14 protein-coding genes are annotated in these 14,063 nt (G+C 67.0%); 5 read left to right on the top strand and 9 right to left on the bottom strand.

The genetic code is table 11. The features are described from left to right. Nucleotides 1-8: 8 nt before the first annotated feature. Complete coding sequence (locus tag AC4D14_RS10450) at nt 9-671, top strand: NADPH-dependent F420 reductase (RefSeq protein WP_490902055.1); 663 nt, start codon at nt 9-11, stop codon at nt 669-671. A 22-nt stretch (nt 672-693) separates the two neighbouring features. On the opposite strand, the gene AC4D14_RS10445 is transcribed toward AC4D14_RS10450, so the two are convergent. The 7 genes from AC4D14_RS10445 to AC4D14_RS10415 all read right to left on the bottom strand — a co-directional run bounded on the left by AC4D14_RS10445 (nt 694) and on the right by AC4D14_RS10415 (nt 7,735). Continuing rightward, entirely contained in the window at nt 694-1,785 is a 1,092-nt protein-coding gene (locus tag AC4D14_RS10445; protein ID WP_490902053.1) for a class I SAM-dependent methyltransferase, read from the bottom strand. 150 nt (nt 1,786-1,935) lie between these two features. After that, nucleotides 1,936-3,576, bottom strand: a complete 1,641-nt coding sequence (locus tag AC4D14_RS10440) for a LuxR C-terminal-related transcriptional regulator (RefSeq protein WP_490902052.1) — start codon at nt 3,574-3,576, stop codon at nt 1,936-1,938. 89 nt (nt 3,577-3,665) lie between these two features. After that, a complete protein-coding gene (locus AC4D14_RS10435; protein WP_490902050.1) occupies nt 3,666-3,974 on the bottom strand; it encodes a hypothetical protein in 309 nt (102 codons plus the stop codon). A 139-nt stretch (nt 3,975-4,113) separates the two neighbouring features. After that, entirely contained in the window at nt 4,114-4,509 is a 396-nt protein-coding gene (locus tag AC4D14_RS10430) for a universal stress protein (RefSeq protein WP_490902048.1), read from the bottom strand. Further along, complete coding sequence (locus AC4D14_RS10425; RefSeq protein WP_490902046.1) at nt 4,506-6,188, bottom strand: tripartite tricarboxylate transporter permease; 1,683 nt, start codon at nt 6,186-6,188, stop codon at nt 4,506-4,508. Before AC4D14_RS10425 ends, AC4D14_RS10430 begins: the two co-directional genes overlap by 4 nt. Next, a complete protein-coding gene (locus tag AC4D14_RS10420; protein ID WP_490902044.1) occupies nt 6,181-6,723 on the bottom strand; it encodes a tripartite tricarboxylate transporter TctB family protein in 543 nt (180 codons plus the stop codon). Before AC4D14_RS10420 ends, AC4D14_RS10425 begins: the two co-directional genes overlap by 8 nt. A gap of 4 nt (nt 6,724-6,727) precedes the next feature. Continuing rightward, the gene (locus AC4D14_RS10415) at nt 6,728-7,735 is read right to left on the bottom strand and encodes a Bug family tripartite tricarboxylate transporter substrate binding protein (RefSeq protein WP_490902042.1); all 1,008 of its coding nucleotides are present in this window, start codon (nt 7,733-7,735) and stop codon (nt 6,728-6,730) included. A 174-nt stretch (nt 7,736-7,909) separates the two neighbouring features. Here AC4D14_RS10415 and AC4D14_RS10410 point away from each other — a divergent pair, with 174 nt between their 5' ends. The 4 genes from AC4D14_RS10410 to AC4D14_RS10395 all read left to right on the top strand — a co-directional run bounded on the left by AC4D14_RS10410 (nt 7,910) and on the right by AC4D14_RS10395 (nt 11,873). After that, nucleotides 7,910-9,487 (top strand): ATP-binding protein, encoded by a 1,578-nt coding sequence (locus AC4D14_RS10410; RefSeq protein ID WP_490902040.1) that lies wholly within the window; start codon nt 7,910-7,912, stop codon nt 9,485-9,487. Continuing rightward, complete coding sequence (locus tag AC4D14_RS10405; RefSeq protein ID WP_490902038.1) at nt 9,484-10,206, top strand: response regulator; 723 nt, start codon at nt 9,484-9,486, stop codon at nt 10,204-10,206. Before AC4D14_RS10410 ends, AC4D14_RS10405 begins: the two co-directional genes overlap by 4 nt. Nucleotides 10,207-10,252: 46 nt before the next feature. Next, on the top strand, nt 10,253-11,434 hold the full coding sequence (locus AC4D14_RS10400; protein WP_490902036.1) for an MFS transporter: 1,182 nt from the start codon (nt 10,253-10,255) through the stop codon (nt 11,432-11,434). Between the two features lie 97 nt (nt 11,435-11,531). Continuing rightward, nucleotides 11,532-11,873, top strand: a complete 342-nt coding sequence (locus AC4D14_RS10395) for a GNAT family N-acetyltransferase (protein WP_490902034.1) — start codon at nt 11,532-11,534, stop codon at nt 11,871-11,873. 57 nt (nt 11,874-11,930) lie between these two features. Here the strand turns inward: AC4D14_RS10395 and AC4D14_RS10390 are convergent, their stop codons facing one another. Next, nucleotides 11,931-13,244 carry an FUSC family protein gene (locus tag AC4D14_RS10390; protein ID WP_490902032.1) on the bottom strand — a complete coding sequence of 438 codons (1,314 nt, stop codon included), beginning with the start codon at nt 13,242-13,244 and terminating at the stop codon, nt 11,931-11,933. Nucleotides 13,245-13,347: 103 nt separating this feature from the next. Then, nucleotides 13,348-14,061, bottom strand: a complete 714-nt coding sequence (locus tag AC4D14_RS10385) for a cache domain-containing protein (protein WP_490902031.1) — start codon at nt 14,059-14,061, stop codon at nt 13,348-13,350. Nucleotides 14,062-14,063 lie beyond the last annotated feature (2 nt).

The raw sequence follows: 14,063 nt of genomic DNA, 5'->3' as shown, positions 1-14,063 counted from the left end.
GTGGTTGCATGAGCAAGCACGCGAAAACAATGGGCATCATCGGCAGCGGTCACATCGGCTCCCAGCTGGCCCGGCTGGCCACCTCCGTCGGGTACGACGTGGTGCTGAGCAACTCCCGCGGCCCGGAGACCCTCGCCGACCTTGTCGCCGAACTCGGCCCCAAGGCTTCGGCGGCGACGGCGGCCGAAGCGGCGGCGGCGGGCGACGTCGTCGTCGTGACTGTCCCGCTGGGCAGCTACCGCGACCTTCCCGCAGGCCCGCTGGCCGGCAAGACAGTGATCGATACGTGCAACTACTACGCCCAGCGGGATGGCCGAATTCCCGAGCTCGACGACGAAAGCACAACCACCAGCGAGTTGATCCAGGCGCAGCTGGCGGGCGCCCTCGTGGTGAAGGCGTTCAACAACATCTACTTCGCCGACCTGACAACCGACGGCAAACCGGCAGGAACCCCCGGCCGCCGTGCCCTGACGATCGCCGGCGACGACACGGACGCCAAGCGCACGGTGACCTCGCTGATCGATGAGTTCGGCTTCGACGTCGTTGATGCGGGCCCGCTTGCCGAGGGCTGGCGGTTCCAGCGCGACACCGCCGCGTACGGGCTGTCGGCCGACGCCGACGGCATGCGCGAGGCGCTCGGCAAGGCGAAACGCTACGCCGAGATGGCGTAGCGCCCCGCCTGACCCGGAGGGCTCAGCCCTTGGTTGCCGTGAAGTAGGCGTTGAACGGGTCCAAGTCGATTGCCTTTTCCTCAACCTCCGAGAATCCCGCTTCACCGAGCATTTTCTGGGCGAGCTGGGTTCCCCACGCCGTTCCAAGGCCCGCGCCACCGAGGCCGAGCGAGACGCTCATGCAGTGGACCGTTGAAAGGGCGTAGAGGAATGAGGCCCAGGGCAGCTCGGTGTTGTCCTCGAGGTTGCTCGAGGCCTTGATGTCTACCACCAGCAGGCTGCCGCCGCTGCGCAGTGCGGTGAAAATGTTGCGCAGCACACCGGCCGGGTCGGCCTGGTCGTGGATCGCGTCGAAGACGGTGACCGCGTCGAAGGCCTCGGTCTCGTTCAGTTCGGCGACGTCGCGCAGGATAAAGCTGGCGTTGGCCAGTCCAAGGCTTTCGGCTTCGGTCCGGGCCGTGGTGATTGCCTCCTCCGAGAAGTCATAACCGGTGAACGTGCTGGCGGGAAACGCCCGGGCCATGAGGTTGACCGCGTGCCCGCTTCCGCAGCCGATGTCCGCGACCCTGATGCCGTTCCGGAGTTTCGAGGGAAGGCCGGGGACGAGCGGAAGGATCGAGTCGATGAGGGCGGCGTCGTTGACACCCGCGCTGTCTTCGGCCATGACGGCGTGGAACCGCGGGTAGTCGGTGTAGGAGAGGCCACCGCCGGTCCGGAAGCACTCCAGAATCCGCTGCTCCATCTCGCCCATCATGCTCACGTACTGCAGAATTCGGGCGAGGTTGTTCGGCCCGGCGGCCGTGGTGAGTAGGGCCGCGTGCGTTGCGGGTAGGGCGAAGGTTCTGCTGTCGGGGTTGTAGGTGAGGATTTCCGCCGACGCCATGCCGCCCAGCCATTCCCTCACATACCGCTCGGACAGCCCGGCGGCGCCGGCGATCTCGGCGCTCGTCGCCGCAGGTAGCGCGGCGAGGGTGTCGAACAGGCCCGTCTGGTGTCCGATGCTCATGAGGACGGCGATGCTGCCGTCGTTGAGGATGCCCAGACACCGCTCCCCGAAGGCCTCGACTGCGGCCCGTTCGGCGTCTGCTGTTCCGACTTCTTCAGTGACTGACATGGTTTCTCCCTGGGTTAGAGCGGGAGCTCCTCCCGCTGCTTCGAGACTAGGAAACCGTGGGTGCGCGCCGCTTCGGTCAAACGGTGCATTTGCAGCAGGCCGCAATGGTGCAAATGATGCAGGCCGAGCAATGATTGACGGGTGCGGAGGTCAGCGGCGGGCTCCGGGAACCGGGTCGACGCCGTTCTCCCGCGCCCAGGCCGCCGCGGCGGTGCGCGAGGAGACGCCGATCTTGGCAAAGATGTTGGCGAGGTGGCGCCCTACGGTCTTCTCGCTGATGAACAGCTGGCGCGCGGCCTCCCTGTTCGATGCACCGGAGGTGATGGCGGCGAGCACCTGCAGCTCCCGCACGGTCAGTCCTCCGGGCGCCCTTTGGACGGCCAGCGGCAGCAGCTCGGGTGAGGCACCGAGTTCCTGGAAGATCGTGCGCGCCGCCGCCGTGTTCCACGCAGCCGCCTGCGGCTGGCCCAGTGCTTCATAGGCGAGGGCCTCCCACACGTGGATCACGGCCGTCTGGTAGCGCGACCGCACGTCCTTAAAGAACCGGCCCGCCCCCTCCAGCGATTCGAGCGCCTCGGCGGGATAGGAGTGGGTGAGCAGCAGAATCCCCCTGGCCTTCTGCGCCCACGCCTGGAAGCCCGCACTTCCGTAATGTTCTGCCGTCCGCTCAAGCTCTCGGCACAGGTCCTCGGCCTCCCGCTCCAGTCCGAGCCGGAGCGCAGCCTCAACTGCGGGGCCAAGCAGCCGCGCCCGCGCTATGCGGTCCCTTCCCTGCAGCCCGGCGAGAAGCCCGGCGTAGGCCGCTTCGGCGTCGCCGCCGGCCGATTCGAGCAGCGCAAGTCCGGGCTGGGGTTCGATACCGCAGCTCTTGGCCCGCGCGTAGGCGGCACGCGCGCCCTCCGCGTTTCCGCGCATGCGCCGAAGTTCGCCGAGCTGATAGTAGCCTTCACCCGCGGCCCACACGTTCTTGTCAATGAGGTCGGCGCTTGCGCGTTCGATCTGCGGTTCGACCTCGGCCCACCCTCCCTCAATACTCAGCAGTTCGAGCCGGTGCACCCGGCAGACCCCTGTGTACATGACCTCGCTGCCGAAGCGGGCGCACCACCGCTCGGTAGCCGCGGTCCACGAACGCATGCGGCGGTAGTCGGCGAGTTCGTGGCAAACGTGGATTACAGTGCAGTAGATGTCGCCCACCCATTCGAGGGCGATCCGGTTGGCGAGCACCGGCAGCATCGCTTCATCCAGCTGGGCGAAACCGCGTGCTGTTTCTCCACGCCGCACGTCGGCGAGCCCGGAGAGGACGAGTCCGAGCGACATCAGGGCGGGTTCACCGAAGCGCTCGCTCATCTCCTGGAGCCTGGCGGAGTACGACGACGGCGGGGAGGCCCCCGAGAATTCCAGCTCGAGGACGGCATCGAGGTAAAGGAGGTACCCGTGCGCTGGGCCCTCGGGAACGTCGCGGAGGATCCGCCGCGCCCTGCTGATCCATCCGGAGCCAACCGCCAGGTCTCCCCGGGTGACCCAGAGCAGTCCGAGTTCAAGTGCTTTCATTGCGGCCCGCGGCAGGGAGCCGGCTTCGCAGTGGCGCTGGAAGACCCGTTCGGAGACTTCGAAGTTCTCCCTGACGTTGCCTGTCCACCATGCCGAGCTGCCCAGCAGCTCGAGGTCGTCCACGTCGAGGGGGGTTGAGGCGTCGGCCGTGCTCAGGGCCTCGAACGCGGCGCGCCATTCACCACGGGCGTGGGCCGCCCGCCCGGTGCTCAGTAGTCGGGCCGTTTCCTCGGTTTCCATCAGGTGTTTAACGGTAGCCCCGCAGGCACCCGATGCACCACGTTCCGCGCGGATCCCGCTGGTGGCGCGGTTTCTTCGCACGCGTGCTTTCAGGTCCCTGATCCGATGGTGCGGGGATCGTTCCCTGCCGCGGTGTTCGGGTTCCTTGAGAACCGCAGATACCAGATCAGCATCAGTGCCGTTGCCACGGCGTAGAACGCGTGGAGCATCCAGATGGGTCCGGGCGGGAGGCTGAAGACGTAGACCGAGTGGACGACGTTCGCGACGTTGCTGATTGCCATGTGCCCGAAGCTGTACGACTCCATGTTGCGGGTGCGTACGGCCTTGAGCAGCATCGGAAGGGTCGCCATGGCGAAGAGCACTGTAGAGATGGATCCGGCGATCACTGGGAGGTTCATGCCCACGACGCTAGGGAGCCGGGCGCCCTTCCCGCGTCGGGCGAAAACTGTATTTGCGCCGATGCCGGTTCTGCACAGCATGATGCAGAACCGGCACCGGGCGGGGGCTAGGTCACCGGGCGGTGGTTGTTCAATGGTGCTAGGGCAGTTTCACGGCAAGCACATTGCAGCGGGCCGTGAGCAGGATCGTCTGGGCAGTGGAGCCCATGATCAGCTTGCCGACCGGCGTGCGGTGCCGCACCCCGATCACCAGGAGCTCCGCGTCGAGGCTTTCCGCCGCTTCGAGGACCTCCTCGGCGGCTGTCGCCTGCGAGGTCCCGTGACGGACCTCGTAGTCGACGGCCGAGGCAGCAAGTTTCTCCTCGAGCTTCGACACGTCGGCGTCGTCGGCATAACCGGGGTCAACCAGTCGGTCGGCCCGGGTGGTGTTCACGACAACGAGTTTTGCCTCCCGCCGCCGTGCCTCACGGATTGCTTCGTCGACCGCGGCGTCGCCCAGGGCGTTGGGCACGTAGCCGACAACGATGGTGCTCATGGGGTGTGTTCCTTACTTTCGCTGGAGGTTGGGGTGCTTGCACCCGGAGGGCCGGATGCTGAGGCGTCGGTGCCGCCGCCGCTTTCGGTCCTGCTTTCGGTGCCTGCACCCCCCGCGGAGCCGCCGGTGACGGCGGCGTCGGTGCCTTCGGTCTCCGAGGTCTCCTCGACGATCTCCGATTCGAGCGCGCTCTGGCGCTTCCTCATCCAGAAGGACAGCACGAAGATGAGGATCAGCACCACGTAGATCGTTGCGGCGATCGGCGAGGAAATCAGGGTCACAGGGTCGCCCTGGGAAATGGCCAGGGAACGCCGCAGTTGGTTCTCGAAGATCGGGCCAAGGATCAGCCCCACCACCATTGGAGCAACGGGGTAGCCGTAGCGCCGCATGAAGAACCCGAGGATGCCCAGGAGTAGCAGCATGATCACGTCGATCGGCGTGAAGTTCACCGAGAACGCACCAAGGGCGGCGAACACCAGGATGCCCGCGTAAAGGTAGGGCCGCGGGATTTGGAGGATCTTGACCCAGATGCCCACCAGGGGAAGGTTAAGCACCAGCAGCATGAGGTTGCCCACGTAGAGGCTGGCGATCAGCGCCCAGACAAGGGCACTGTCGTTTTCGAACAACTGGGGCCCGACCGGAATCTGGTACCGCTGGAACGCGACGAGCAGCATTGCGGCGGTCGCGGTGGTGGGGATGCCGAGAGTCAGCAGCGGCACAAGTACCCCGGCGGCCGCGGCGTTGTTAGCCGATTCCGGCCCTGCAACGCCCTCGATTGCCCCCTTGCCGAACTGCTTCTTCCGGGCGCCCTTGGCGAGCTTGCGCTCGGAGGCGTAGGAAAGGAAGGTGGCGACGTCGGCGCCTCCGGCCGGGATGGTGCCGATCGGGAAGCCGATGAAGGTGCCGCGGAGCCAGGGACGCCACGACCGCTTCCAGTCCTCCTTGCGCATCCACTTGGTCCAGCCGCCTGTCACCGGAATGACCTTGATCGGGCCGTGGCGCAGCCGGGAGGCGACGTAGAGCGCTTCACCGACGGCGAAGAGCGCGACGGCGACGAGGACGACGTCGATGCCGTCAGCGAGGAACGGGCTGCCGAACGTGTACCGCTGTTGCGCCGTCAGGGAATCGAAACCCACCGTGGCGATGAACAGGCCAAGGGCGAGCGAGGCGAGGCCGCGCAGCACCGAGGCGCCAAGGAGCGCCCCGACGGTCAGGAACGCAACGACCATCAGCGCCACGTATTCGACGGGCCCGATCTGCACCGCGAAGGCGGCAACATACGGGGCGACGAAGCTCAGGAGCACCGTGGCGATTGTGCCGGCGATGAACGAGCCGACGGCGGCGGTGGCAAGCGCCGCCGCTCCCCTGCCGGCCTTGGCCATCTTGTTGCCCTCGAGCGCCGTCACGATCGACGACGACTCGCCGGGGGTGTTGAGGAGGATCGAGGTTGTCGACCCTCCGTACATCCCGCCGTAATAGATGCCGGCGAAGACGATGATCGCCGCCGTCGGCTCAAGGCTGTAGGTGATCGGCATCAGCAGCGCCACGGTCATCGCGGGGCCGATGCCGGGAAGCACGCCGACTGCGGTGCCGACGAGCACCCCGCCGAGTGCGAACAGCAGGTACATCGGCTGCGCCGCGACGGCGAAGCCTTCGAGCAGGTTCATGAAGTTATCCACCGAAGACACCAAACCCTTCGAGGAAGCCGGCGGGCAGGGAGACCCCTAGCAGGCCGGCGAAGACGAACTGCAGGATGAGTGCCAGCACGATGGCGGTCACCAGGTTGCGCCACCAGGGGCGGGCGCCGAGGGACCATGCGCATCCGAAGAACAGGAGCGCGGCGGCCGCGGGCCAGCCCAGGGGGACGATCAGGAATGCGTGAAGCAGCACGAAGCCCGCGAGTTTCCCGACGGTCAGCCAGTCGGTGGCGATGTTCGGATCGACGTCCTCGCCTTCCTCTGGTACGCCGGTTCCGCCGCGCAGCAGCTGGATGACCAGGCCCACGCCGACCAGCACGAGCATTCCGGAGACGAGGTAGGGGAAGGCCTTCGGGCCGATGTCGCTGGCCGAGGGCGGGGTCTGGATGCCGGCACCGGCAACGAAACCCACGACACCGATGCTGATGATGAGCAGCGCGAAGATCAGTTCTCCGACCGGCCTGCCGGGAGCGGCGGCGACGCCGCTCCCCGCAGGGCTCTCGATTGAGGTGCTCATCGGATTACAGCAGCCCGATGTCGGTGAGGGTTGTCTTCACCGTGGCGATGTCTTCGGTGAGGAAGGTCTGGAACTCGTCCCCGGTGAGGAACGCGTCCGACCAGTTGTTCTCCTTGAGGGTTGTCTTCCACGCCTCGGTCTCGTGCAGGTCGGTCATGAGCTGGGTCAGCTTCTCTGCCTGAGCTTCGTCGATGGAGCCGGGGGCCACGACGCCGCGCCAGTTGGTGAGGACCACGTCGACGCCCTGATCGGAGAGGGTCTTGACGTCCGGTAGCTGCGGCGCGGCCTCATCCCCTGAGACGGCGAGGGCGCGCAGCTTGCCCGCCTCGACCTGCTCGGCGTACTCGCCGACGCCGGAGATGCCCGCGTTCACCTTTTTCCCAAGGAGCGCCGCGAGGGATTCGCCGCCGCCCGAGTACGGGATGTAGTTCAGCTTGTCAGAGGCAATCCCCGCCTCCTTGAGGGCCATTCCCGCGAGGATGTGGTCGGCTCCGCCGGCCGAGCCTCCGGTGATCGAAACGCCCTTGCCCTTGGCCTCGATGTCGTCGAGGAGGTCCTGCATCGTCTGATACGGCGAGTCGGCGGGAACCACGACAACGAGCGGCTCGTCGGTCAGGCGGGCGATCGGCGTCGTGTCTTCGATCCGGGTCTCGGCGTTGTTCGTTTCAACGGCCCCGACCATCACGTAGCCCATGACCATGAGGGTGTTGGGGTCGGTTTCGGTGGCGAGCTGGGCCAGTCCGTTGGTTCCGCCGGCACCGCCGACATTCACAACGGAGGCGTTGCCCACGAGCTCGTTGTCCTGAAGGTCCTTCTGGATGGCGCGGCCGGTCTGGTCCCAGCCACCGCCCGGGTCAGCGGGAACCACGATGTTGAGCTTCTCAATGGCGCCGTCCTGCGCCCCCGCAGTCGTGCTTTCCGTCAGTGAGCTGCACGCGGAGAGTGCGAGGGCGGAGACGAGGGCGAGGGTTGTCAGAGTCGAGCGGCGCGCCTTTGTGCGGTCGATCTTCATGTTGGTTTCTCTTCCGTGAAATGTGATGCGGATCACCACGCTTGCTTCAGCGTAGGAACACCGTTCGCGCTGGGGAAGAATACGGTCGTAACGCTCGTATTGGTCTTTATGGTCACTGAATCTGTCCCGGTGGAGGGGTGCAAACCGTGCCACAATGGGCGAATGATCAGGTCAATGGCGCTTCGATCACAACTGTTCTTTCTTCAATTGATGATCGTGCTGACGATTGTGCTGGTTGCCGGGTCAACCGCCATCTCCATGCAGATGCAGCAGATCCGCGACCAGTACGAAGACCGCATGGTGGGCGTCGCGCAGTCGGTGGCCAAGCTGCCGTCGATCGTTGAGGCCTTCGACGATCCCGACCCCAGTGCCACGATCCAGCCCATCGCCGACCTCATCGCCCAATCCACCGGCGTCACTTATGTTGTGGTCACCGACGAACGCGGCATCCGCTACTCGCACCCCAACCCGGAAATGATCGGACAGCCTGTCTCAACCGACCCGTCGGTGCCGCTGTCCGGTGATATCTACGTCGGAACGCAGACCGGAACCCTCGGCGAATCATGGCGGGTGAAGGTGCCCATCTACTCCCCCGCCGGGGCCATCATCGGCACCGCCTCGGTGGGCACCCTCGAGTCCGAACTGACGGAGGACCTCTTCGAGGACCTCCCGCGGTTGCTGGCCTGGCTCGTCGTCGCGGCCCTCGTGGGATCGGCCGGTTCCATCTACATCTCGCGGCTGATCTGGCGGCGCATCTACCGACTTGAGCCCGAGGAGATCGCCTCCCTCCTCGAGACCCGCGACGCGATGCTGCACGGCATCAGCGAGGGAATGGTCGCCGTCGATGAGCACGGGCGAATCGCGCTTGTCAACGACGAGGCGAAGCGGCTCCTCGAACTCGATGACACGGCAACCGGCAGGCACGTCTCCGAGGTGCTTGAGCCTGCGCTGGCGCAGATGCTCACCTCCCCGGGAGACACCGATGAAACCGTCCTCGTGGGCGAGCGGGTCCTGCTGGCGAGGACTACAGACGCCGTCGTCGATTCAAAGCGGGTTGGCTACGTGATGATCCTGCGCGACCGCACGGAACTCCACCAACTGCTCACCGACCTCGACGGCGCCCGCGACGTCACCTCGGCGCTGCGGGCCCAGGCCCACGAGTTCGCCAACCGCATGCACACGGTGTCGGGGCTGCTTGAGCTGGGCCGGACGGAACAGGCTGTCGACTTCATCTCCCGCTCAGGGCACGGTGGCGCCCTGATCTCCGGCGGCGTCGCCCCGGGCATCACCGATCCCGACGCCGCGAGCCTGCTGATGGCCAAGAGCACCCTCTGCGCCGAGAAAGGCATCAACCTGACCGTCACTGAAACCTCGACCCTCGAACCCGACGGCACGACCGACGCCGTCACCATCCTCGGGAACCTGATCGACAACGCGATGGAGGCCGTCGGTGCGGACGGCACGATCAGCGTCGACCTCGAATCGAATGCCGAGACAATGCGGATCACCGTGGCCGACGACGGGCCCGGCGTATCCGACGAGGTGATGGACCGGATCTTTTCCTCGGGCTTCTCAACTAAGGACGGCGGCAACACGGGCACCCGCGGTTTCGGACTGGCCCTGGTGACACGCATCGCCGAGCGCCGCCGCGGGCAGGTCGTCGTCGAGGAGTCGCTGCTGGGCGGGGCCGAGTTCACCGTTTTCCTCGCCCGGGCCGGCCAGCCCGCCGGCCGGCCCCTGCAGGCCTCATGAACTCCATCCGCACCGTCGTCGTTGACGACGACCACGAGGTGGCAGGAGTCCACACCGGATTCCTGCTGGCGCACGGCAGCTTCGACGTCGTCGGCGTCGCCCACACCGGCGCCCACGCCCTTGAACTGCTGGGCCTGCTGAAACCCCAGCTTGTGCTGCTGGACATCCACCTGCCCGACATGTCGGGAATCGACGTCCTGCGCGCTGCCCGGAACCTCCCCGGCGAGCCGGTGGACATCATTGCCATCACCGCCGCCCGCGAACTGGAGACGGTGCGCGCGGCGGTGGCCGGCGGGGTGCTTCACTACCTGGTCAAGCCGTTCAATTCCCAGGTCCTCAACCAGCGGCTCGACGCCTATGTCGATTACCACCGGACCGTCACCGGGCACGCCTCGGTGGGAGCTGCGGCGCTGGACCAGCACCGCATCGACCAGTTGCTGCGGCCGACGGGCGCCGGAACTGCCGCCGCCACCGCGCCGGCCCCGCACGGGCCAACACCGAAGGGCCTCTCCTCCCCCACGCTCGACGCCGTGGTCGGAGAGCTGCGGACCAGGCCCGACGGCGCTTCCGCCTCCGAGGTGGCCGAACGCCTCGGGATGGCCCGGGTCAGCGCCCGCCGCTACCTCGAGTTCCTCGTGACCAAGGGGCAGGTCCGCATTGTGCCCCGCTACGGCACCGCCGGAAGGCCGGAGAAGTTCTACCTGTGGACCGGGCGCTGAACGTCAGGGAGCTCCCTCTCCGCGTGCGGCCGGAGGAACACCGCTGATGCGCCGGTGGCCGTGGGTGCTGCTCCTTCACGCCCTCTTCCTGCAGCTGGCCGCGTACATTGTGCGGCCCGCGGCGGCCTACCGCGGTCTCGAACTCGGCGTTGAGCCGGCACTGCTGGGGCTGATCGCCGCAAGTTTCGCCGTCGTGCCGCTGTTCATCGCGGTCCTCGTGGGGCGGGCCGCCGACGCCGGCCGCCAGCGCAGCGTGCTGCTCGGCGGTGCCGTGCTCATGGTCGCCGCCGGGGTGGGGCTGGTCTTCTGGTCCTCATCCCTCGCGCTGCTGCTGGTGTGGAACGTGGTGCTGGGACTCGGGCATCTCATGGGGGTGATCGGACAGCAGAGCAGGATCGCCGAAGGAGAGTCGGGGCGCCTCGATTCGGCGTTCGGGCTCTACACCTTCGCGGGCTCCGCCGGGCAGGCGGTGGGTCCGCTCCTGATCACCGTATTCGGTGGAGACCGGGTGGTTCCAGACACCCGGGCACTCTTCATCGCCTACACCGTCTCGGCCGTCATCATGCTCGCGCTCACCTTCCCCCTGGTGCTGCGGACGCGCCGGGCGGCTGCGGCGCCCGCCGTGCCTTCCGGCCGGGGCAGCTGGAAGAGCGCCTTCACCCGGACCACCCCGGAATCCCGGCGCCAGCTGTTCGGGGCGATGGTGGTCAGCGCCATGGTCCTGGGCGCGATCGACCTGATCGCCGTGTACCTTCCGGCGCTCGGAGTTGAGCGCGGCATCCCCGCAGCCGTCGTCGGGATCCTGCTCAGCATCCGCGCCGGGGCCACAATGGCTTCGCGGCTCTACCTCGGGCCGCTCGTCGCCCGCTTCGGCCGGGCGGAACTCATCATTCTCTCAACCGGCGCATCCGCTTTGGCGGTCGGGGCACTTGCCGCGCCGCTGAACCTCTGGGTGCTCGGCGTGGTCCTCGTCGTCGCGGGAGTGGCGCTGGGCATCGGGCAGCCGCTGACCATGACCGTCATTTCCCTCGAAGCGCCCGCCGGGACCCGGGGCACGTGGCTGGCGCTGCGGTTGAGCGCGAACCGGTTGGGCCAGTCGGCCATCCCGGCCGGCGTCGGCCTTGTCGCCGCGGCCGCCGGAGTGGCGGGGGTCTTCGGCGTTACGGCGGCCGGTCTTGCGCTTGTGGCGGGCGGATCTTGGTACTCGCTGCGGAACGGAAAGGGCTAGGTGAACCGTAAGTTGGACTCGATGTTCAGTCCCAGCGGCCTGCTGAACCCGCAGGCCGCAGGCCTCCCGGTGACTGGTGGAGGGACGAGCGGCATGAATGAGAGGATCTGGACATGCCCTGCTCACCCGCTGTCACATCGGTGAAGCGCCCGGGCTCTGCCTCGCACCGTGCGCGGTCCTTCCCTCGCACCAACGCACCGGAGCCGGCACAGCTGCCGTCGAAGCTGCCCTGAAAGCCGCCCAAACCATGGGGGAAGCTTTTGTCGTGGTTCTCGGACACCCGGACTACTACCCCCGATTCGGCTTCGAGCGCGCCTCACCCCATGGGATCCGACTCAGCATCGAGGTTCCCGACGAAGCCCTCATGGCGCTGTCGCTCGACCCGCGTCGAGCACTACCAGAGGGAACGATCCGCTACGCGAAACCCTTTGGCATCTAGCTGCGCATGCCGCCCAGGGACACCACGCCGCTTTGATTTCCCGGCGTGACGCGATTTTCAGTCCTCCCTCTGGGATGTCCGGCGCGAACTCCGTCTCCGCGGTGATTGCCGTCGAACCCCGGGCAACCAGGCGAAGCCGGAGCTCGGGATTTCGATTCGGCTGAGCCACGCCTTGGTGCTGCGCTCGGTGCGCTCCAGATCGAGTTGCGAGATGGCATGGTCGATGGCGGCCAGAACGGATCCCTGGAGCATCCACAGCTCTTTTTGCTCCCGTGGATCGACATCCAGGAGCATGAGCTCGGTGAGCACGGCCCGGGTCTCCCTCACGATTTCGAGCACGCGTTCCAGCGCCTCGTCGGCGCGGTGCCCCATGCCGCGGCCATACTCGGCCCCGACGAGGTCACCGAATGCGCGCAGTCCGTTCGCGAGATCGTCGAGCACGACCGCGAAGGCCCTGCGTAGTTCCCTCGCGGTCGGGTCCGGCAGTCCGCCGCGTTCCGCCGGCGCCTCCTTTCCGATGACGACGAGCAAAGCCCGTTCGGCGGCGAGGGAGCGCTCCAGACGGTCCAGGGCGGCACGCAACCCCGGGTACACAACCGCCATTGTCAGCGCGCGTGGGTTGAACCGGCGGCTCTCCCTCACCGCCTCCACTGCCGCCGACGCGGAGCGGATCTCGTCGGCGATGTCATCGGTCCACTCAAACCATGCCTTAACCTCGTCGGGATGTGGCGGTCGATCACCAAGTGACCGTGCGACTTCCTCCATCAGGCCCGCCTGCGACCGGGTGACATGCCGCACCGCCTCGCTGGCACGGGTATTCGGGATCGCGACCGGCACCACGAGGCTGAACGTAATCCCCACCACAGTGCCGATGAGTGTGTTCGCCACCCGCACCCCCGCCGCAATGTCGGGTGCGGAGACGGCGAGGATCAGCATTCCACTGATGGGCGCCTCAAGCGTCTGGTCTCCCAACCGCAGCACCATGGCGGCGGTCAGGGAAGCGGCGATGACGAGGCCCAGGCTCCACCAGGAGAGGCCGATCATCGCTGTGACGCCGATGGCGATGAGGACACCTGTGAGCACCGCCCCAACCCGGACCATTCCCATCAGCAGCGTGCCGACGGTCGAGGCCTGAACCACCAGCAGTGCCGTGAGCGGTGCCGTCAGGTCGAGGATGCCGGGAAAGAGGGTGTCGGCGACGACGTAGGCGACCACTGCTGCGACGGTGAGCCGGAGAATCTGCACGGCAGCCGGGGAGAGGCGTTTTGGCAGCTCACCCCACGACGTCGGCATGGAGGGCCAGATCGACCACAGCGTCCGGCGCACGTTCCACTTGGAACGCGGCTTACGACTTCCACTCCGTGCAGTCATGTTGATCCCGGAACTGTTTCGGTCGGTGCGCCACTCGGAGAAGCCGGACGATCAGTCGGTGAGCGCGTCTTGGGCTGAAGGTACCGCCGAAACCGGGTTGTGACTACCCCACCGGCGCTCCGTGTGTGTTTGCGCCCCGGATGGCGAACCGCCGGCCGACCGGATAGGAGACTCCGGTGTCGTCCTGGGAGACCAGATCACCCGGTTCAAGGGACAACGAGGACGACACCACAACCCTTCCCTCGGCGCTGACGAGCGACACGTCGGGCCCGAGCTGGCGCAGGCCGCGGATGAGGTTCTGTTCGAGGGTGCGCACGGCGACGTCGGTTCCCACGATGCCCGCAATCTCATCGCTGCCCTCCCGGCGTACGGGATGGGTGAAGGTCACAACGTAGTCGTCAGTGCACAGGAAGTCGATGTAGGGCCCCGTCGCGTGCGGCTGCCCGGTCTCCACGGGGATCCGGAACCACTCCGCCTTGAGGTAGCGCTCCATTGAGCTGGGACTGAAGTTGGCGAGGGCGTCAACCCGCTCAAGCTGGGGCCCCTGCCACCACGCGATGTAGCTGCGGTCGAGGCCGACGAGCCCGGAATTCGCGATGAACCCGGCCCCTGCAAGCTCGGGGGTGTCCTTGGCCAGCAGGTTCCTCACCGCCGGCTGCACGAGGCTGTCGATCGAGGCTCCCGGCACGGTCCCGCGAATCGCGGACAGGTCAGAGCCGAGGTCGAGCGCCCACTTCTCGAGGGTCTTCTCGACACCGGAGATGAGCGATTGCACCTGACGCACCGGGGACGGAACGTGGATCGGTTCTGCAGCCATGC

Source organism: Arthrobacter sp. TJ-254, assembly GCF_058269175.1.
This window is presented reverse-complemented; position numbering and strand designations above follow the sequence as displayed.